The organism is Usitatibacter palustris (assembly GCF_013003985.1).
GTDB classification, from domain to species: Bacteria; Pseudomonadota; Gammaproteobacteria; order Burkholderiales; family Usitatibacteraceae; genus Usitatibacter; species Usitatibacter palustris.
In genome coordinates this window covers 3,200,265-3,218,678 of sequence record NZ_CP053073.1, presented here as the reverse complement: position 1 = coordinate 3,218,678, position 18,414 = coordinate 3,200,265, and the positions used below count along the sequence as shown (strand labels likewise).

Genomic DNA, 18,414 nt, shown 5'->3' with positions numbered 1-18,414 from the left:
CAGTGGCAACGCAAAAGAATCCCAAGGGATCCACGCGCAGGCCGCTGGTTGGTATTGCCGGCGGGCTGACGGCCGCCGAGCTCGCGCCGCTGTGCTCGGAGCTCGAAGGGATGGCAGAGCGTGCCCCGCGCTGGAACGCCAGGCCCGAAGACGTGCAGCGTTCCGTGGTGCAGCTCGTGCTCACGCTTGTGGAATTCGTGCGCAGCCTGCTCGAGCGCCAGGCGATCACCCGCATGGAGGCCGGCTCGCTCACCGCGGCCGAAATCGAAGACGTGGGCCGTGCGTTGATGATCCTCGAACAGACCGTCGACGATCTCGCGCAGCGCTTCGACCTCAAGCGCCGCGACTTGAATCTCGATCTCGGCCCGCTGGGCAGGCTGATGTGAATGAAGGAGACTTCGAATGACACGAGATGAATTCCGTATCGCAGTACGGCACAGGAACGTGGTCGCTTTCCTGCGCCTGATCCGCCAGGGAGAGTCGAATCAGTCCGACACCGCGTACCGGGTAATGTTCGGCGGCGCTCTCTTCAACGTTCCGCCCTGGCAACACCCGCATCGCAAGGTCACTGTAGGCCGTCTTACATCCACGGCGGCCGGCGCGTATCAATTCCTGGCGAGGACGTGGGACGGGCTGGTCCGGCAATTCCAGTTCGAGGATTTCTCACCGGACAACCAGGACCTCGGAGCCGTGGCGCTCATCGCGCAGCGCGGCGCGCTCGAGGACGTGATCGCGGGCCGGATCGCGGAAGCCGTGCGCAAGTGCCGCAAGGAGTGGGCAAGCCTTCCGGGCGCCGGCTACGGGCAGCCCGAGCGCACGTTCGAACAGGTCATGGCGACCTACCAGCACTACGCGGGCAAGCCGTCACCTGCCCGACGCCGCCGGGCCCAGGCGTGAGCTGAACGAGTTCGCCCGCCGGGTTTTCCCTGCGGAAACTGTGCGATACCGCATTGGATATTTGCACTCGCCTGTGGCCCAATGTCGCCACACGAGAGGCGTGCCCTATGAGGCACGCCCGCAACAACCCTCCTCGGAGTAGCGCACCCACCCCCAACAGGAGGAGTTCGTCCCATGGACCAGGAAACGCTCAAGCTGCTCGCGAAGGTGAAGGTCTCGGCCCGCAAGGCCCTGGGCCTCGAGATCGACGTGCAGCGCCTCACCCACGACCGTAACTACGCTTCCGAAGTGCTTTCGAAGGCGACGCAGAGCGACAGCGAGGATCTCGTCCTCGCCGCGATCACGTTGCAGGACACGTTCGGTCTGCTCTCCGAGAAGCCGAAGCTCCAGAAGGTCGAGAACGCCGAGGACGAAGGCACCGAGAAGTACAAGTTCGGCGCCCGCGGCTGACGCTCAGCTGAAGTCGCGCGCGAGAACCTTGCCGACTTCGGGTCGCGCCTTCGCGGCATCGGCGACGGCGAGCAGTTTCGGCGCATCGGAGGCCCACCACTTGCGGCCCGGCCGCCAGTGGCTCATCGCCGCGAGATAAAGGTCGATCGCACTGAAGCGCTCGCCAAGGAAGTGCGGCGCCGAGCACGCCGCTTCCATCTGCTTGAGCAGTTTCTTGCGGTGATCGTCGGTGGCTTCGCGCAGGGCCTTGCCGGCCGCCGCGTCGCCCGCCACCCACTTCTTCCCGTCGTCGCCGTACGTCCACGTGGGATAAACCGCGGCGATCAGGAACACCCCCCATCGATAGAAGTCCGTGCGTGCCGCGTCCCCCTTGGGCGGAATGAGCGGCGCGGCGGGCACCTGGTCCTGGATCCAGTGGAGCATGGCGAAGCTCTCGGCGATCACCTTGCCGTCGGGCAGCACCAGCGTGGGCACCTGGCCCAGCGGATTGAGCTCGAGCAGGCGAGGGCGCGTCGGGCTGTCGTCGGCGTAGTCGACCTGTTCGTAGTCATAGGCGAGGCCGGCGACATTGAATCCGCATTCGACGATGACGGATCCGCAGCCGGCTGCACCGACCAGCAAGGGCTTCTTCATGGACAGTTCCTCCGGGAATTTGGCTGCAACGTAGCACGCGTTACGGCCGGAATCCGCCCTAATTTGGCGGCTGCGCGGCCCGCCGGTCTCGGGTAAAATGGCGCCTCTCCTGAGGAGCGTTGCAACGGACGCCATGTCCGCCAGGCTCAGGGAATCTCCACTGCAACGGCGCTCGTTAACCGTGACTGGCTTCACGGCGGACGAGCGGATTGTTCCGCACTCTCGTTCTCCCGCCTCGAGCTGGTCGCCTTGACGAAAGGACCGACCATGAATGCTGTATTGAAAGCCGCCGGCACCGACTACAAGGTCGCCGACATGAAGCTCGCCGATTGGGGCCGCAAGGAAATCCTGATCGCCGAAACCGAGATGCCCGGCCTGATGGCCATCCGCGAGGAGTTCTCCGCCTCGAAGCCGCTGAAGGGCGCGCGGGTCACGGGCTCGCTGCACATGACCATCCAGACCGCGGTGCTGATCGAGACGCTCAAGGCCCTCGGTGCCGATGTCCGCTGGGCCTCGTGCAACATCTTCTCGACGCAGGACCACGCGGCCGCCGCGATCGCCGCGGGCGGCACCGCCGTCTTCGCCGTGAAGGGCGAGACGCTCGACGAGTACTGGGATTACACGCACCGCATCTTCGAGTGGCCCGACAACGGCTACACGAACATGATCCTCGACGACGGCGGCGATGCCACGCTGCTCCTTCACATCGGCGCGCGCGCCGAGAAGGATGCCTCGATCATCTCGAAGCCGGGCAGCGAAGAGGAAACCTGCCTCTTCAATTCCATCAAGGCGAAGCTCGCCACCGACCCGACCTGGTATTCGACGCGCCTTTCGAAGGTGATGGGCGTGACCGAAGAGACCACGACGGGCGTGAAGCGCCTCTACCAGATGGCGCAGGACGGCTCGCTCAAGTTCCCGGCGATCAACGTGAACGACTCGGTCACCAAGAGCAAGTTCGACAACCTCTACGGCTGCCGCGAGTCGCTGGTCGACGGCATCAAGCGCGCCACCGACGTGATGGTCGCGGGCAAGATCGCGCTCGTCGCGGGCTACGGGGACGTCGGCAAGGGTTCGGCGCAGGCGCTGCGCGCGCTCTCCGCCCAGGTGTGGGTCACGGAGATCGATCCGATCTGCGCGCTGCAGGCGGCGATGGAAGGCTACCGCGTGGTGACGATGGAAGAAGCCGCGCCGCACGCGGACATCTTCGTGACCGCCACCGGCAACTACCAGGTGATCACGCACGCCCACATGAAGGCGATGAAGAACAACGCCATCGTGTGCAACATCGGGCACTTCGACAACGAGATCGACATTGCTTCGGTGAAGCAATACAAGTGGGAGAACATCAAGCCCCAGGTCGACCACGTGATCTTCCCGGACGGCAAGCGCATCATCCTGCTCGCCGAAGGCCGCCTCGTGAACCTCGGCTGCGGCACGGGCCACCCGTCGTACGTGATGAGCTCCTCGTTTGCCAACCAGGTGATCGCGCAGATCGAGCTGTTCGGCAACATCAAGAAGTACCCGATCGGCGTGTACGTGCTCCCCAAGCACCTCGACGAGAAGGTCGCGCGCCTGCAGCTGGCGAAGCTCAACGCGAACCTCACCGTCCTCAGCGACGAGCAGGCGAAGTACATCGGTGTCGCGAAGTCCGGCCCCTACAAGGCCGATCACTATCGTTACTAACCGGTCCGCAATGCTTCGCGGCCTCGTCGCGATTGCGAGCGCCGCCGCGGTTCTTTCCGCGGCGGCCGCTCTTCCCGATGCGCGTGAACCGCCCATCGAGAAAGTCTTGCGCGCGTCGGTCCCGGCCACCTGGGGCCGACCCGACGAAATCGAAGTCACGCTCTATCAACCGCCCGGCCCGGGTCCGTTCCCGGTCGCCGTGCTTTCCCACGGCAGTCCGCGCAACCCGGATGACCGCCGGCGCGGCGGGCGCGTGCGCCTGCAGGCGCAGAGCCGCGCATTCGTCGCGATGGGCTTTGCCGTTCTCGTGCCGACGCGCCGCGGTTACGGCGATTCCGGCGGCGACTGGGCCGAAGGCTACGGCTCGTGCCGGGGACCCGACTACTACAACGCCGGGCTCGAGACCGTGCGCGACATCACGGCGTCGCTCGCGGCGGTTCGCGGCAATCCCGCGCTCGATGCGAAGCGTGTCGTGCTCGTCGGTCAATCCGCCGGCGGCTGGGGTTCGATCGCGGCGTCGTCGCAGCCGATCGAGGGTCTTGTCGCAGTGGTCAACTTTGCCGGAGGGCGCGGATCGCAAGCGCCGGGTTCCGTGTGCGTCGAAGAGAACCTGGTGGATGCCGTTGCACGCTATGGCAAGACCTCGCGCGTGCCGCAGCTTTGGATCTACAGCGAGAACGACCTGTACTTCGGTCCCGCGCTGGTGCGCCGCATGCACGGCGCCTTCACCGCTGCGGGCGGGCGCGCGCAGCTTATGCAGATGCCTCCATTCGGCAGGGACGGGCACCTCTATTTCGGCAACGTCGCGAACTGGGCCGAGCCCGTCGAGAAGTTCCTGCGCACCACGACCCACGGACAATGACCATGCAATCGCAACGCAAGCGGCCGCGCCTCTTCAGCTTCGAGTTCTTCCCGCCGAAGACGCCCGAGGGCGTGGAGAAGCTTCGCGCCACGCGCAGGCAGCTCGCGCAGCTCGACCCCGCGTTCTTTTCCGTGACCTTCGGCGCGGGCGGCTCGACGCGCGAGGGCACGCTCGCCACCGTGCTCGAGATCCGCGCCGAAGGCCACGAAGCCGCGCCGCATATTTCGTGCGTCGCGTCGACGCGCGAATCGATCCGCGAAGTGATCAACGAGTACCGCACCAACGGCATCAAGCGCATCGTCGCGCTGCGCGGCGACCTTCCTTCAGGCATGGCCGTGTCGGGTGAATTCCGCTACGCCTCGGAGCTCGTGCAGTTCATCCGCGAGGAAACCGGGAGCGCGTTCCACATCGAAGTGGCCGCTTATCCGGAGTACCACCCGCAGGCGCGCAAGGCGCAGGCCGACCTCGCCGCATTCAAGGCCAAGGTCGATGCGGGCGCGAGCTCGGCGATCACGCAGTACTTCTTCAATGCGGATGCGTACTTCCACTTCGTCGACCAGGTCGAGGCGCTGGGCATCGACCTGCCGATCGTCCCGGGGATCATGCCGATCCAGAATTTTTCCCAGCTCGCGCGCTTCTCGGACGCCTGCGGCGCGGAGATTCCGCGCTGGATGCGCATGAAGCTCGAAGGCTTCGGCGACGACACGGCGTCGATCAAGGCCTTCGGCCTCGACGTCGTCACCGAGCTTTGCGATCGCCTGCTCCAGCAGGGCGCGCCCGGCTTGCACTTCTACACGCTCAACCAGGCAGGACCCACCTCGACGATCTGGCAACGCCTGGGCCTCTAGGCACGAACCACAGGGAGCTTCCTCTTGAAGAACGCGACCAAAAGCACTCCCCTCGACGCTCAAGCCGCTGCGCGTGTCGCCTTCGTCGCGCAGCTGCGCTCGAGCCCGCCGCACGAAGCCGCACTCCTGCTCGGCCTTGAACCGCCGGCGCGCGCACTGGAGCTCCTTTCGGAATTCAATCCCGCGCAGGTGCAGGACATCCTCGATGCGCTCGACGTCGAGCCGCGCGCCCGCATCATCGCCGCGGCGCCGGCCGAGCTTGCCGAGCAGTGGTCCCGCAACAATCGCTACGAGCGCGGCACCATCGGGCGCCTCATGGAGCCCGCGCTCGCGGTCTTCGGACCGAACACTTCCGTGGGCGATGCGATCGACGGCCTGCGCCCGATCGTGCGCTCGGCGTTCATCACCTACGGCTACGTGATCGACCAGGATGGCGGGCTCGTCGGGCTATTCACGATGCGCGACCTCCTCTTCAGCGACCGGCTCACGCCGCTCGCGGAGGTGATGCTGCGCGATCCGTTCACGCTGCTCGCCGACCTGCCCCTGTCGGACGCGATGAAGCGCACGCTCAACCGCCACTTCCCGGTGTATCCGGTGACGGACATCAACGGCAAGCTCCTGGGCCTCGTGCGCGGGAGCACGCTCTTCCAGGAAGAAGCCTTCGAGATCACGGCGCAGCCCGGCGCGATGGTCGGCGTGGATGCCGAGGAGCGCATCGCCACGCCGCTTTTCCAGAGCTTCAAGTTCCGCAATCCCTGGCTGCTCATCAACCTCGTCACGGCGTTCGCCGCCGGGGGCGTAGTCGCGCTCTTCCAGGGCACGGTCGACAAGCTGGTGATCCTCGCGACGTTCCTGCCGGTGCTCGCGGGGCAATCGGGCAATACCGGCTGCCAGGCGCTGGCCGTGACGGTGCGCGGCATCACGCTCGGCGACATCCGGCCCGGCGGCGCGAAGCTGCTGGTGATCAAGGAAGCGCTGCTGGGACTCGCGAATGGCGCCGTGACCGGCGTCCTGACCGGGATCGCGATGTACTTCCTCGCGACGTCCCAGAATTCGCCCGATGCGGTGCTGCTGGGCGTGGCGGTGTGCGTCGCGATGGTCGCGAGCTGCGCGGTGAGCGGCATTTCCGGCGCGCTCGTCCCGCTCACGTTGAAGCGCCTCGGCGCCGATCCCGCGACGGCCTCGAGCATCGTCGTGACGACGGCCACCGACGTCGCGAGCATGGGCCTGCTGCTGGGGCTCGCGACGCTCCTCATCCGCTAAGGGGTATCATGGCGCGCATGAAATCCCTCCTACAGAAATTCGCCATCACGGCCTTCGCGGTGCTCGCGTCGGCGGCCTTCGCCCAGGAGCAGGCCGTGACCAAGCGCGCGACCGAGTTGCGCGAGAAGCCCGCGTCGGATGCGAAGACGCTCGCGAACCTTCCCGAGAAAACGCCGCTCAAGGTCCTCGCCCGCAGCGGCGGCTGGACGCAGGTCGAGGCCGGCACGCAAAAGGGCTGGGTGAACGTCTTCCACCTGACCTTCGCGTCCACGGTGACATCGTCGTCGGGTTCGGGCGGCCTTTCGGGGCTCACCTCGGCGCTCGGTTTCGGCAAGCCCAAGACGGAGCAGGCGAAGATGGCGACGATCGGCGTGCGCGGCCTCTCGGAAGAGGAGCTCAAGAACGCCTCGCCCAATCCCGAGGCGCTCAAGAAGATGCAGTCGTTCCGTGCCGACAAGAACGCCGCCGCGAGCTTCGCTCGCGACGCGAAGCTCGCGGCGCAGAACGTGCCCTATCCGGGCAACCCCTGATGCGGAGCCTCGCCATGAAGACCCTTCTCGCCGCTGTTGCCCTCGCCTTCGCCGTTCCCGCGGCGCATGCGCAATTCGACATCGGCCGCGCGATCGACGTCGCGAAAAAGCTCGGTGACAGCGCGAAGACCGCGTCCAAGGAATTCTCGCAGGACGACGAAGTGCACCTGGGCGAAGGCATCGCCGCGGGCGTGCTCGGTGCGGCAAAGCTGCATTCGGACGAACGCCTGCAGCGCTACGTGAATCGCGTCGGCCGCTGGATCGCTTCGCAAAGCGAGCGCGCCGACCTGCCGTGGTCCTTTGGCGTTCTCGATTCGGATACGGTCAATGCGTTCGCGATGCCCGGAGGCACGATCATGGTGACCTCGGGATTGCTGAAGAAGCTCAACAGCGAGTCCGAGCTCGCGGGCGTTCTCGCGCACGAGATCGGTCACGTCGTGAAGAAGCACCAGCTCCAGGCGATCCAGTCGGGCGCGTCCTCGGACATGCTCGCCACGCTCGGCAAGGAAGCCGCTTCCTACAAGCTCGGTCGCAGCGGCAAGGACGTCATGGGCCTCGGTTCGGCCGCGGCGGGCATGGGCGTCGATCTCGTGAAGAACGGCTTCCTCGTGAAGCCGCTCGATCGCGGCATGGAATACGAAGCGGATCGCGTCGGCGTCGTCCTCGCGGCGCGCGCGGGCTACGATCCTTTCGGATTGGTCTCTGCGCTGCAGATGCTGCAGTCGCTTCGGGCCGAGGAATCCGGCGCGTCGCTGTTGTTCGCGACACACCCCACGCCCTCCGATCGCATCAGCGAGCTCGAGAAGGTCCTGCCGTCACTCGAGCGCTACGCCTCGCAGCCGCAGGTCGAAGGCCGCTTCCGCCAGACCATGGGTGCCGCCAAGTAGCGGCGACGCGATGAAATGAAAAGGGCGCCCGAGGGCGCCCTTTTTTTTCAGCCGACGTTGCTGCCTACTTGCCGCACGTCTTGTGGTTGTAGGCCTTCACGATCTGCGCGATGCCGGTCGGGTCGAGCGAGTACGGATCCCAATCCTCGCCCGTCGATGCGCGGACCGCCTCCTCGAGCTGCGCCTGGGTGAGTGCCTTTCCGGTGTCCTTGGAGGCCTTGAGCAACGCAGCCCTCACCGCTTCCTTGGTCAGTCCCTTGGATGCCGCCTTGGTCGCGGCGACGGCCGAGGTCTTGGCTGCGGCCTTGGCCGCCACGCTCGCGCCGCCCGTGGGGACGGCCAGTGCAATGGTGGCCACGAGCTCGACCACCGTCAGGGCCTGGTCGGTCACCGCGCCCTGGCAAGCCTTGCTGGTGTTGGCGCAACCCATGCCGCAACCCACCGTCATGCCGGCCGGGCAATTGCCCCAGCACACGGGACCGACGCCGGAGTAGCCCGCCTTGCAATTCGGGTAGCACAGCCCCGCATCGTTCTGCTGGCCCTGCGCACAGGAGGTGGGAACCGTGCCAACGCCTCGGCCGACGCTCGCCTTCACGCAGGTGGCACCCGTGTCCGTGAAGCCTGCCGGACAGCTCGGCGAGCAGATGCAGCAGCCGATCTTGCGGAAGCCCGGCTTGCACACCGGATAGGCAATCGCACCGTCCATTTCGCAGCCGGCGGGATTCGCGGCACGACAGCGCGAGAGCATCCCGCTGTCGCTGAATCCATCCGCGCCGTGCCACGGGTAGCCGCCACCGCGCCCGTAGGCCGCGGGCTTGGTGCAGCCCACGCCGTGATCGCTGAACCCGGGAGGGCAATGCGGCCAGCACAGGGGACCGACACCCGTGTATCCCGCGTTGCAGTTGTTGTAGCAGAGGCCCGCGTCGTTCTGGCCGGAGCCGCAACCCGAGGGAATTGTTCCGGCACCGCGGCCATAGGAGTCGCGCCAGCAGAACTGGGGTGCGGGCTCGGCCGGTTTCGCAGGTTCCTTCTTGGTCTTGTGCTCCTTGCCGCCGTTCTTCGCGTTGGCCTCGGGTGCGAGCGAGACCGCGAACGTCACGGCCAGCAGCGTCGCCAGGATGTATCCAAGAATTGCCGTTCTCATTATTTTTCTCCCTGCGTTGGGTGCGGCTTGCTTAACGCTGCTGCGTGGGCGCCATGAAGCTCTTGCCGACGACCTCGCCGGTTTCCTTGCTTGAAAGGATGCGAAGCTGGTGTGCCGTGATCACCTGGTTCTGCGTCGTCAGCTCGGTCATCACGGCTTGCATCTTGTCCGTGCCGGCCTTGTCCTTGAGGTTGAGCTTCTTCGTCTCGGCGGTCAGTGCGGCTTCCGCTGCGCGCTGCTTGTTCATCGCGGCGTCGAGCGCGGCCTGGTTCGCCTTGGCGCTGTTGGCATCCGTGACCTTCGTCATCACGGCGACCGCTTCTCCGGAAGCCGCCTTGTAGGCGGCGAGCTTGCCGTCAACGTCCTGGGCCGAGGCGAAAGTGGCGGCGCCGAGCAGCATGCAGCCGAGGGCGACTGTGCGGAACATCTTCGGGTTCTTGTGCATATCCGGGTTCTCCTTGCAGGGGTGGATGTCGATCACTTCAGCGAGGCGGCTTTCGCCGGCTTCGCTTCGGCCTTGCGGGTCTTCTCGGTCGACACGAGGAACGTGAGCGTGTTGATGTCGAGGCCGCCGGGAATGAACTGCTCGCCGACGATGAACGCGGGCGTGCCCTGGATATCGAGGTCCTGGGCGAGCTTCGAGTTGGCTTCGAGCGTGGCCATGATGGCAGGATCGTCCATGTCGGCGGTGAGTTTCTTCACATCGAGGCCGACCTTGATGGCGATCGCCTCGACGGATGCGGCATCGATCGCGGGCGAATGCATGAGCGCCGAATGGAACTGCGGATACTTGCCCTGCTTGCGCGAGGCAAGGGCCGCCCGCGCGGCATGGAAGGACTCGGGCCCAAGGATCGGCAGCTCCTTGTAGACGATCTTCACGTCCTTGTCCTTCTCGATGATGCCGTCGACCGCGCCGGCGGCGCGCTTGCAGTGGCCGCAACCGTAATCGAAGAATTCCACGACGACGACGGTGCCCTTCGGATTTCCGCCGACCGGCGACGTGGCGTCGTTCTCGATGCGCGCACGGTGCGTGGCGAGGGCGAGTTTCTGGGCCTTCTGTTTCTCGGCTTCTTCCTTCGCCTGCAGCGCCTGCATCGCTTCGCGCACGACCTCGGGATTCTTCAGCAGATAGTCGCGCACGACCGATTCGATCGCGGCGCGTTGTTCGACGGGTACCGTGGGCGCGGGCGACTGCGCGAGGACGGCGGGGGTGGCGAGGGCGACCGCGAGGGCCGCCACGAAATGCGGAATTTTGAACGTGCGCACGACGACTTCTCCCTTTTGTAATGTGTCTATGTGACTGCAGGGAGCATCTTGCGCCTTGGCCCCCGGGATACCAAGGGGGCTAAGGTCGATTGCGGGCCGGGTGGCCCGCGACTTAAGTCTCGCCTACTTCAGGTTCGCGACCTTCTTCCGGGCGTGCTGCGCATCGGCCGCATGCAGCGTCGCATAGGCCTGGTGCGCCGCGGCCTCGGCTTCGCCGACCTTGATCGAGTGCCCCATATCCATGAGCACCGAGCCCAGCGCGGAGAGGCACAGCATCACGTTGTCGGGGCGGCACGAGTAGCCCATCAGGCCGAAGCGCCAGATCTTGCCCTTGAGCGGTCCCAGCCCCGCGCCGATCTCGATGCCGAATTCCGAGAGCAGCGTCTTGCGCACCGCTTCCTCGTCGACGCCCGCGGGGCACAGCACCGCGTTCATCTGCGGGAGCTGGTACTGCTGCTCGACGAAGAAGCGCAGGCCCATCGCCTCGAGGCCCGCCTTGAGCGCGACGTGATGGCGCTGGTGGCGCGCCCACGCTTGCTCGAGGCCCTCTTCGCGAATGAGCAGCAGCGCCTCGTGCAGCGCGAAGAGCGAATTCGTCGGCGCCGTGTGGTGATAGGTGCGCGTCGATGCACCCCAGTAGCCGAGCAGCAGGTTCATGTCCATGAACCAGCTGTGGATCTTGTCCTTGCGCGCCTTCACGCGCTCGACCACGCGCTCGGAGAACGAGACGGGCGAAAGGCCCGGCGTGCACGAGAGGCACTTCTGGCTCGCGGAGTAGATCGCATCGATGCCCCAGTCGTCGACGCGCACCGGCGTGCCGGCGAGCGAGGTGACCGCGTCCACGATCACGAGCGCGCCGTACTTGTGCGCGATTTGCGTGAGCAGCTTCGCATCCGATTGCGCGCCCGTGGACGTTTCGGCGTGCACGAACGCGACGACCTTCACGTCCTTCTCGCGCTTCAACGCGTCTTCGACCTTCTGCGGATCGACCGGGCGTCCCCAGTCGTCATCGATGAGGATCGGGATGCCGCCGCAGCGCTCGACGTTCTCGAGCATGCGGCCGCCGAACACGCCGTTGCGGCAGACGACGACCTTGTCGCCGGGTGCGACCATGTTCACGAAGCAGTACTCCATGCCGACGGAGCCCGGGCCCGAGATCGGGAACGTGAGCGGGTTGTCGGTCTGGTAGACGTAGCGAAGAAGGTCCTTCAGCTCATCCATCATCCCGACGAACACCGGGTCGAGGTAGCCGATCGCGGGCTGGCTCATCGTGGTGAGCACGCGCGGATGGATCTCGGTGGGACCGGGGCCGAGCAGGGTGCGCTGGGGCGGGTGGAAGGAGGTGATCCTGCGGGTGTTGCCGAGGTGCTTGGAGGTCATGGTCGGGGTCTTCGATGCGAGGGCTGAAAAAGCAACTGGCCGGTTGGCATTGCGCCAACCGGCCAGCCTGATGCCTCTATCGTATCAGCGAAGGCTCAGTAGAGATCCCTCACCGCGGGGAAGGGCTCGTCGGTCGCGCACATCGGCTTCGCGAACGCGGACACGACCGCGGAGACACCCGTCGGATCGAAGCCCGATGCCGCGGCGAGTCCGCGCAGGGCGGTCTTCTCCGCGTTGCTCCGCTCCATCATGCTCAGGTGCACCAGGCCGTACTGCTCCTTGACCCAGCGAGCGGCGTCCTTGCTGAAGCGGCTGTCGATTTGCTTCGCAACCCCTTCGGACGTCGCCTGCGGGAAGTACGCCACGTAGTCGTTGAGCCACATGTACGTCGTCTGCGCCGCCTGCAGGCCCGCCATCCCGGTTGCCAGCGTGGTATTCACGGACGAGAGGGCCCGCCCGACCGTCGCGGTGGCCGGTCCCAGCGCGCCCCCGCTCACGAGGAACCCGAGGAACGTGGCGGAGCTGACGACCATGGACGCCGTGTCGGTCACGCACGAAGTGGTGCTGTTCGCGCAACCGGCGCCGCAGTCCGTCTTGCCCGACCCGCAACGCTGCCAGCAGACGGGGCCGACGCCGTAGTAGCCCGCCTTGCAATTGCGATAGCACAGGCCCGTATCGTTCTCGCCGCCGGGGCAGACGTTCGGAATCGTGCCCGCGCCACGGCCGTACGAGTCCTTCATCGGGTCGAGGTCGGTGCCTGACATGCCCGCAGGCTTGGGCGGAGGCTTCACCGCGCAGAAGAGACCTGCGTTGATGTAGCCCGTCGGGCAGTCCATCTTCGGGATCGTGCAGCCGACGAAGGGGAGCTCGAGGTGGCAGCCGACGCGAACGAGGTTGGCCGTGAGCGAACGCGCGCTGTAGTGGCAGATCGCACCCGTATCCGTGTAGCCGCTCGGGCAGCTCTGCCAGCACACCGGGCCGACGCCGTAGTAGCCCGCCTTGCAGTTGTTGTAGCAGAGGGCCGCCTGATTCTGCTTGCCGGCTTCGCACGTCGTCGGGATGGTTCCGGCGCCGCGCGGATCGGTCGACTTGTAGCAGAAGGACTGGCGGTCGCTCTGGACCTTGCGCGCGATCCAGCCGAACACCTTTTCGGCGTCCGCCTTGCTCATCGCCGGGCCCTTGGTCTTCTGCATCATCTTGCTGAGGTCCCCGATGGCATCGACCACGCCCCAGCCGAGTGCAGCGGCCTGCGAGAGCGTCGAACCACCGGTCGGCGCCGGCGTGGGCGTCGGCGTCGGAGTCGGCGTGGGAGTCGGCGTCGCGCCTGCGACGGACGAGAAGATCTGCTTGCCGGGGTTCACGCCCCAGGGGTTGCCCTTATGGTCGACGCTGATCTCGGCCAGCGTTCCCGTCCCCTTCGTCCAGGTGCTGCCGGTCCACCTCCAGGCCACGTTGTCCATGCCGACGACCCACACGGTGCCGTCAGCGCCGACGCCGATGTCCTTGGCCTTGCCACCGCCGGCCACCAATACGAACGCGGATCCGTTGTAGAAGAAAATGTCGTTCGCGTTGTTCACTACCCAGGCCCGGCCCGCCGGATCGACGTCGATCCGCACGGCGCTTCCGGGAATCTTGTCCCACCCGTTGTTCCCGTTATAGCGATAGATGCCAAAACCGCCCGCTTCCGCGTTGGTGCCGATCACCCAGACCGTGCCGTTGGCGCCGATGCCGATGTCCTTGGCGCCGCCGGGCACCTGCGCCCAGCCGTTGCCGGTCCACCGGTAGATGTTCCCGCTGCTGTTGACGACCCAGGGACCGTTGGGTCCCACGTCGATGCGCACCGCACCGCCGTCGACCTTGGCCCAGTTGCCGCCCTGCAGGCGGTAGATGCCGAAGTCGTTCGGATACGGCTTGTCCGTGCCGATGACCCAGGCCTCACCCGTGGGCCCGACGCCGATGTCGTTGGCCGCACCCGGAAGCTGCGTCCAGGTTTGCGCGCCGGCCGCCGTTGCCAGGGAGAGAAGTGCGGCTCCCAGCCACTTCGCGAAGGTGGTCGTTCTCATGGCTTGGCTCCCAGCATCGGACCGAGTGCCGTGGTGAAGTACGCGCGCTTCGCACCGTCGCCGCTGAGCTTGACGACGGCGTCGCGAAGGCCGTCCTGGGCCTTCTGCATCTCGCCGACGGCGGCCGCGAGCGCGGTCGCGTCTTCCTTCGAGAGGTTCGGAACCCGCGCGACCGACTGCACCGTGGTCATGGCCTTGGCCACGGCGGCCTGCGCCTTCGGACCGCAATCGGCGACACGGGCCGCATCGCCCTGCATCTTCGCGGCGAACTGGCCGTGCACGGGGTCGATCACGAGCTTCTGCTGGGGGTCGGTCACCTTGGCGTTCGTTTGTGCCGCCATGGCGGACTCCGCATGCCCGGCGGGTGCGGGGACGTTCGCGGCGTCGTTCACGACGCGCGCGCAATCATTGACTGTGGCGGTGGCCTGCGTGATGGCGGAGAGATCCTGCGCCGCCAGCGTGAAGGTCGAAGCGCCGCAGGCAATCAGACAGACAAGTCTTTTGCCAGCTTTCATTTTTGATTTCCTCCCTAGGAAATTCGCTCGCCGGCTGGCACGGTCGAGATGGGCCGCTTCACCCGCCAGGCGCGCCAACCACTCTACAGAACGCGTCTGCGCAAGCTATTGGACGTAAGTCCCGGGTCCGACGGACTCTCAGGAAGCCGGACGGGTGCGCGGATGGAGGGTGACGGGGGTTCCGGCGGCCCCGCCGGCGGGTTCGCCGGGGCGCACGGCGGAGAAGTCGAACAGGCCGCGGTCGAGCAGGTGCGAGGGCGCGACGTTGGAGAGCGCGCCGAAGATCGACTCCACGCGGCCCGGGGTCTGCTTCTCCCACTCGCGCAGCATCGACTTCACCTGCTGGCGCTGCAGGAGCTCCTGCGAGCCGCACAGGTCGCAGGGAATGATCGGGAACTGGCGCAGCTCCGCGTAGGCCTCGAGGTCGTCCTCTTCAACGTAGGCGAGCGGGCGGATCACCACGTGCTTGCCGTCGTCGGAGACGAGCTTGGGCGGCATGGTCTTCAGCGAGCCGCCATGGAAGAGGTTGAGGAAGAAGGTCTCGAGGATGTCGCCGCGATGGTGGCCGAGCGCGATCTTCGTGGCGCCGAGCTCTGTGGCCACGCGATAGAGAACGCCGCGGCGCAGGCGCGAGCACAGGCCGCACATCGTCTTGCCCTCGGGGATCACGCGCTTCACGACGCTGTACGTGTCCTGCACTTCGATGTGGAAGGGAACGCCGAGCGAGGTGAGGTACTCGGGAAGGATGTGTTCGGGAAATCCCGGATGCCGCTGGTCGAGGTTCACGGCGACCAGCTCGAAGGGCACGGGCGACTTCTCGCGCAGGCGCATCAGCAGGTCGAGCATCGCATAGCTGTCCTTGCCGCCGGACAGGCACACCATCACCTTGTCGCCCGCCTCGATCATCGAGTAGTCGCCGATGGCCTGGCCCGCGAGGCGCCGCAGGCGCTTGGCGAGCTTTGCCGCTTCGAATTCGGATTTGCGCGGATCGGGCATGGTCAGAGATTGATGGATCGGCCGCCGTCGACAGCGATCACCTGGCCGGTGACGAACGGCGCGTCGGCAAGCAGGTATTTTACCGCCCCGGCGACATCGGCCGGATCGCCCAGGCGCCCGAGTGGTGTTTGCGCCGTGATGCGCTTTTGTTCGTCGGGCGCGAAGTGCTTGCCGTCCTCGGGCCAGAGGATCGCACCGGGCGCTACTCCATTGACGCGAACGTCGGGCGCGAACTCGAGCGCGAGCGAACGGGTGAGGGCCGCAAGACCGGCTTTGGCGACGGAGTAGACGACGAAGTCCTTCAGCGGCCGCTCTGCGTGGATATCGACTACGTTCACGATCGCACCGCGTGTTTCGCGCAACGCCGATGCCGCCGCCTGCGCAAGGAAGAGGGGCGCGCGCAAGTTGGTGCCCATCAATTCCTTCCACGCACGCTCATCGATTTCGCCGAGCGGCGTTGCGTGGAAGGACGACGCGTTGTTCACGAGGCCATCGAGGCGGCCGAACGCCGCGCGCGCTTCCGCGGCCAGTCGCGTGAGCGCATCGAGATCGAGGAGATCGGCCTGGACGACGGTGCAGGAGCCGCCGCGGCTCGCGTTCAGCTCCGCGGCAAGTTCGCGCGCCGGTGCGATCGACCGATGGCAATGGACAACGACGTTCGCGCCCGCGGCATGCAGCGTGCGCGCGATCGCCGCGCCAATGCGTCGCGCCGCTCCTGTGACCAGGACTGCCTGCCCTTGCATGCTATATTCCGCCGCATTCGAAGAGTGCCGCGCGAATGACGCGACCGAGGGTCGAAGTTTAGCCCAACGCCTGTGCTCAGCCCGGCAATCCCATGCCTCCCGCACACGATCCGATCCTTCCTCCGCCGTCTCCCGAAGCCGCCGCGCATTCGCAGCGACTGGCCGAGCACATCGCCGAGGACATCGTCGCCAACGGCGACTGGATTCCGTTCAGCCGTTTCATGGAGCTCGCGCTCTACGCGCCGGGGCTCGGCTACTACGCGGCGGGCTCGCGCAAGTTCGGTGCCGAGGGCGACTTCGTCACCTCGCCCGAGATCTCGCCGGTGTTCGCGCAGTGCATCGGACTGCAGGCGCGCCAGGTCCTCGACAAGGTTGGTGGTGACGTCCTCGAGCTCGGCCCGGGTTCGGGCGTGCTGGCGTGCGATCTCTTCGGCGAACTCAAGGCCCAGGGCAAGGCTCCCGACCGCTACCTGATGCTCGAAGTGAGCCCGGATCTTCGCGAGCGCCAGCGCGCGCTCATCGCCGAGAAGCATCCGGCTGACCTCGAACGCTTCGTGTGGCTCGACGAGCTGCCGGCGAAGATCCGCGGCTTCGTCATCGCCAACGAAGTGCTCGACGTCGTTCCGTGTTCGCTCGTGCTGCGCACGAAGGGCGAGTACTACGAGCGCGGCGTGGGTCTCACCGAGGCGGGCTTCGTGTGGGACGACCAGCCGCTCCCCGACGGGCCCCTGCGCCGCCGCGCGCAAGCCGTGATCCCGCCCGGCGACTACGACTACCTCACCGAAGTGAGCCTTGCCTCCGAAGGTCTCGTGCGCACGCTCGCTCGTTCGCTCGAAGCCGGTCTCGCGGTCTTCATCGACTACGGCTTTCCCCAACGCGAGCTCTACCATCCGCAACGTTCGATGGGCACGCTGCGCTGCCACTACCGCCACCGCTTCCACGGCGATCCGTTCTTCATGCCGGGATTGCAGGACATCACTGCGCACGTGGATTTCACCGCGATGGGACAGGCCGCGGAATCGGCCGACGCGGAAGTGCTGGGATTCACGACGCAGGCCTACTTCCTCATTTCCTGCGGCCTCGCGGTGCTCGTTTCCGGTGGCGATCCGAGCATGACGCTCTCGCGCCTGAAGGCGACGAGTGCCGTGCATCGCCTGATCAGCCCGTCGGAAATGGGCGAGCTCTTCAAGGTGCTCGCCATCGGCAAGGGCCTCGACGATCCGCTGCTCGGGTTCCAGTCCGCACGCCCGATGGCGCTCTAGCGCCGCTTCCCGCTATTCGGGGCATGATCGCCGCATGACCCGAAAGCCCCCGCTCATCCTCAAGCGCCTGCGCAGCCTCACGCTGGACGAGCCGTCGCGTCCCGGCGCGCTCCCGCACCTGAGTGCGGCAAGCGGGCTGGTGCGCGCGGGAAGGCGCCTCTACGTCGTGCCCGATGATGAAAATCATCTCGGCGTGTTTCCGGTGGCGGGAAGAAAGCCGGGCAAGCTCACCCGCCTGTTCGAAGGCAAGCTCCCCCTCGGTCCCGCGAAGCGCAAGAAAAAGAAACCCGATCTCGAGTCGCTCGTGAAGCTGCCGGCCTTCGGCGGATTTCCCCACGGCGCGTTGCTGGCGCTGGGCTCGTGCTCGAAGGAGAACCGCTGCAAGGCGATCCTCATGGCGATCGATGCGCAGGGCGAGCTCGATGGGGAGCCGGCGAAGGTCGATCTCTCGGCGTGGTACGACGGGTTCGAACGCCGCCTGGGCCGCCTGAACATTGAAGGCGCGGTCGTGATCGGGTCCGAGTTGCATCTGCTCCAGCGCGGCAACAAGGGCGGTGGGCGCAACGCGCGCATCCGCTTCCGGCTCGACAAGGTGATCAAGTCCCTCGCAAAACGCCAATGCCTCGACATGAAGCCGCTGATCGAGATCGAGGAGATCGACCTGGGAAGAATCGGCGACGTGCCCCTGTGCTTCAGTGACGGGGCGGCGTTGGCCGATGGGCGCATGGTCTTCACCGCGGTTGCCGAGGACACGTGCGACGCCTACGAGGACGGCACTTGCCATGGCGCGGCGGTGGGCGTGCTGGGCCGCGATGGCCGCGTGCAACTCCTGGAGACGATCGGTTCGCGCTACAAGGTCGAGGGCATCGAGGCGGTGAAGGAGGGCGCGGTCATCCACGCCCTCATGGTCACCGACGCCGACGATGCCAGCGTTCCTGCTTCGCTCTACGGCTGCGAGATCCGCGCGCCGCGACGCAGCAAATAGCAGTCCA

20 protein-coding genes and 1 riboswitch are annotated in these 18,414 nt (G+C 66.4%); of the genes, 11 read left to right on the top strand and 9 right to left on the bottom strand.

Translation table 11 applies throughout. From position 1 onward, the window contains the following. The first annotated feature begins 2 nt into the window (after window positions 1-2). From DSM104440_RS15650 to DSM104440_RS15640, 3 genes are all read left to right on the top strand, one after another. Window positions 3-386, top strand: coding sequence for a gas vesicle protein K (locus DSM104440_RS15650; protein WP_212758103.1), 384 nt, complete (start codon window positions 3-5; stop codon window positions 384-386). A 16-nt stretch (window positions 387-402) separates the two neighbouring features. Continuing rightward, complete coding sequence (locus DSM104440_RS15645; protein ID WP_212758102.1) at window positions 403-897, top strand: glycoside hydrolase family 24 protein; 495 nt, start codon at window positions 403-405, stop codon at window positions 895-897. Window positions 898-1,071: 174 nt separating this feature from the next. Continuing rightward, window positions 1,072-1,347: a hypothetical protein gene (locus DSM104440_RS15640; protein ID WP_171164252.1), complete on the top strand. Its 276-nt coding sequence runs from the start codon at window positions 1,072-1,074 to the stop codon at window positions 1,345-1,347. Window positions 1,348-1,350: 3 nt separating this feature from the next. Here the strand turns inward: DSM104440_RS15640 and DSM104440_RS15635 are convergent, their stop codons facing one another. After that, complete coding sequence (locus DSM104440_RS15635; protein WP_171164250.1) at window positions 1,351-1,980, bottom strand: glutathione S-transferase family protein; 630 nt, start codon at window positions 1,978-1,980, stop codon at window positions 1,351-1,353. Between the two features lie 105 nt (window positions 1,981-2,085). Then, a riboswitch (S-adenosyl-L-homocysteine riboswitch) is annotated at window positions 2,086-2,161 on the top strand. A gap of 86 nt (window positions 2,162-2,247) precedes the next feature. Between DSM104440_RS15635 and ahcY the strand changes: the two genes are divergently transcribed. From ahcY to DSM104440_RS15605, 6 genes are read left to right on the top strand one after another with little or no spacing between them, the layout of a single operon-like run. Continuing rightward, window positions 2,248-3,663, top strand: a complete 1,416-nt coding sequence (gene ahcY / locus DSM104440_RS15630) for an adenosylhomocysteinase (protein ID WP_171164248.1) — start codon at window positions 2,248-2,250, stop codon at window positions 3,661-3,663. A 10-nt stretch (window positions 3,664-3,673) separates the two neighbouring features. Next, window positions 3,674-4,525 (top strand): alpha/beta hydrolase family protein, encoded by an 852-nt coding sequence (locus DSM104440_RS15625; protein ID WP_171164246.1) that lies wholly within the window; start codon window positions 3,674-3,676, stop codon window positions 4,523-4,525. 2 nt (window positions 4,526-4,527) lie between these two features. After that, window positions 4,528-5,373, top strand: coding sequence for a methylenetetrahydrofolate reductase [NAD(P)H] (gene metF / locus DSM104440_RS15620; protein ID WP_171164245.1), 846 nt, complete (start codon window positions 4,528-4,530; stop codon window positions 5,371-5,373). A gap of 24 nt (window positions 5,374-5,397) precedes the next feature. Continuing rightward, entirely contained in the window at window positions 5,398-6,636 is a 1,239-nt protein-coding gene (locus tag DSM104440_RS15615) for a magnesium transporter (protein WP_171164243.1), read from the top strand. Window positions 6,637-6,653: 17 nt separating this feature from the next. Further along, window positions 6,654-7,166, top strand: a complete 513-nt coding sequence (locus DSM104440_RS15610) for an SH3 domain-containing protein (RefSeq protein WP_171164241.1) — start codon at window positions 6,654-6,656, stop codon at window positions 7,164-7,166. 14 nt (window positions 7,167-7,180) lie between these two features. Next, complete coding sequence (locus tag DSM104440_RS15605; protein ID WP_171164239.1) at window positions 7,181-8,053, top strand: M48 family metalloprotease; 873 nt, start codon at window positions 7,181-7,183, stop codon at window positions 8,051-8,053. A 64-nt stretch (window positions 8,054-8,117) separates the two neighbouring features. Here DSM104440_RS15605 and DSM104440_RS15600 read toward each other — a convergent pair whose 3' ends face one another. The 8 genes from DSM104440_RS15600 to DSM104440_RS15565 form a co-directional block, all read right to left on the bottom strand. Beyond that, complete coding sequence (locus tag DSM104440_RS15600; RefSeq protein ID WP_171164237.1) at window positions 8,118-9,197, bottom strand: hypothetical protein; 1,080 nt, start codon at window positions 9,195-9,197, stop codon at window positions 8,118-8,120. Between the two features lie 31 nt (window positions 9,198-9,228). Continuing rightward, complete coding sequence (locus DSM104440_RS15595; protein WP_171164236.1) at window positions 9,229-9,678, bottom strand: hypothetical protein; 450 nt, start codon at window positions 9,676-9,678, stop codon at window positions 9,229-9,231. Continuing rightward, a complete protein-coding gene (locus DSM104440_RS15590; RefSeq protein WP_171164235.1) occupies window positions 9,675-10,463 on the bottom strand; it encodes a DsbA family protein in 789 nt (262 codons plus the stop codon). The genes DSM104440_RS15595 and DSM104440_RS15590 overlap by 4 nt, the downstream gene beginning before the upstream one ends. Before the next feature lie 123 nt (window positions 10,464-10,586). Further along, a complete protein-coding gene (locus tag DSM104440_RS15585; protein WP_171164234.1) occupies window positions 10,587-11,843 on the bottom strand; it encodes a pyridoxal-phosphate-dependent aminotransferase family protein in 1,257 nt (418 codons plus the stop codon). 95 nt (window positions 11,844-11,938) lie between these two features. After that, window positions 11,939-13,906, bottom strand: coding sequence for a tectonin domain-containing protein (locus DSM104440_RS15580; protein WP_171164233.1), 1,968 nt, complete (start codon window positions 13,904-13,906; stop codon window positions 11,939-11,941). Then, complete coding sequence (locus DSM104440_RS15575) at window positions 13,903-14,421, bottom strand: hypothetical protein (protein ID WP_171164232.1); 519 nt, start codon at window positions 14,419-14,421, stop codon at window positions 13,903-13,905. The genes DSM104440_RS15580 and DSM104440_RS15575 overlap by 4 nt, the downstream gene beginning before the upstream one ends. 138 nt (window positions 14,422-14,559) lie before the next feature. Next, window positions 14,560-15,417 carry a tRNA 2-thiocytidine(32) synthetase TtcA gene (ttcA, locus tag DSM104440_RS15570; protein WP_171164230.1) on the bottom strand — a complete coding sequence of 286 codons (858 nt, stop codon included), beginning with the start codon at window positions 15,415-15,417 and terminating at the stop codon, window positions 14,560-14,562. Window positions 15,418-15,419: 2 nt separating this feature from the next. After that, complete coding sequence (locus DSM104440_RS15565; protein ID WP_171164228.1) at window positions 15,420-16,160, bottom strand: pteridine reductase; 741 nt, start codon at window positions 16,158-16,160, stop codon at window positions 15,420-15,422. A gap of 92 nt (window positions 16,161-16,252) precedes the next feature. Here DSM104440_RS15565 and DSM104440_RS15560 point away from each other — a divergent pair, with 92 nt between their 5' ends. Together DSM104440_RS15560 and DSM104440_RS15555 are read left to right on the top strand one after the other, a co-directional pair. Beyond that, window positions 16,253-17,422, top strand: a complete 1,170-nt coding sequence (locus DSM104440_RS15560) for a class I SAM-dependent methyltransferase (RefSeq protein WP_171164226.1) — start codon at window positions 16,253-16,255, stop codon at window positions 17,420-17,422. A 34-nt stretch (window positions 17,423-17,456) separates the two neighbouring features. Beyond that, entirely contained in the window at window positions 17,457-18,407 is a 951-nt protein-coding gene (locus DSM104440_RS15555) for a DUF6929 family protein (RefSeq protein ID WP_171164224.1), read from the top strand. Window positions 18,408-18,414: the final 7 nt, after the last annotated feature.

Excerpts from the sequence above, each read along its gene's own strand:
- DSM104440_RS15645 (WP_212758102.1), top strand. The coding sequence starts at position 403 with ATGACACGAGATGAATTCCGTATCGCAGTACGGCACAGGAACGTGGTC.
- DSM104440_RS15640 (WP_171164252.1), top strand. The coding sequence starts at position 1,072 with ATGGACCAGGAAACGCTCAAGCTGCTCGCGAAGGTGAAGGTCTCGGCC.
- DSM104440_RS15635 (WP_171164250.1), bottom strand. The coding sequence starts at position 1,980 with ATGAAGAAGCCCTTGCTGGTCGGTGCAGCCGGCTGCGGATCCGTCATC.
- ahcY (WP_171164248.1), top strand. The coding sequence starts at position 2,248 with ATGAATGCTGTATTGAAAGCCGCCGGCACCGACTACAAGGTCGCCGAC.
- DSM104440_RS15625 (WP_171164246.1), top strand. The coding sequence starts at position 3,674 with ATGCTTCGCGGCCTCGTCGCGATTGCGAGCGCCGCCGCGGTTCTTTCC.
- metF (WP_171164245.1), top strand. The coding sequence starts at position 4,528 with ATGCAATCGCAACGCAAGCGGCCGCGCCTCTTCAGCTTCGAGTTCTTC.
- DSM104440_RS15610 (WP_171164241.1), top strand. The coding sequence starts at position 6,654 with ATGAAATCCCTCCTACAGAAATTCGCCATCACGGCCTTCGCGGTGCTC.
- DSM104440_RS15605 (WP_171164239.1), top strand. The coding sequence starts at position 7,181 with ATGAAGACCCTTCTCGCCGCTGTTGCCCTCGCCTTCGCCGTTCCCGCG.
- DSM104440_RS15600 (WP_171164237.1), bottom strand. The coding sequence starts at position 9,197 with ATGAGAACGGCAATTCTTGGATACATCCTGGCGACGCTGCTGGCCGTG.
- DSM104440_RS15585 (WP_171164234.1), bottom strand. The coding sequence starts at position 11,843 with ATGACCTCCAAGCACCTCGGCAACACCCGCAGGATCACCTCCTTCCAC.
- DSM104440_RS15580 (WP_171164233.1), bottom strand. The coding sequence starts at position 13,906 with ATGAGAACGACCACCTTCGCGAAGTGGCTGGGAGCCGCACTTCTCTCC.
- DSM104440_RS15575 (WP_171164232.1), bottom strand. The coding sequence starts at position 14,421 with ATGAAAGCTGGCAAAAGACTTGTCTGTCTGATTGCCTGCGGCGCTTCG.
- ttcA (WP_171164230.1), bottom strand. The coding sequence starts at position 15,417 with ATGCCCGATCCGCGCAAATCCGAATTCGAAGCGGCAAAGCTCGCCAAG.
- DSM104440_RS15565 (WP_171164228.1), bottom strand. The coding sequence starts at position 16,160 with ATGCAAGGGCAGGCAGTCCTGGTCACAGGAGCGGCGCGACGCATTGGC.
- DSM104440_RS15560 (WP_171164226.1), top strand. The coding sequence starts at position 16,253 with ATGCCTCCCGCACACGATCCGATCCTTCCTCCGCCGTCTCCCGAAGCC.
- DSM104440_RS15555 (WP_171164224.1), top strand. The coding sequence starts at position 17,457 with ATGACCCGAAAGCCCCCGCTCATCCTCAAGCGCCTGCGCAGCCTCACG.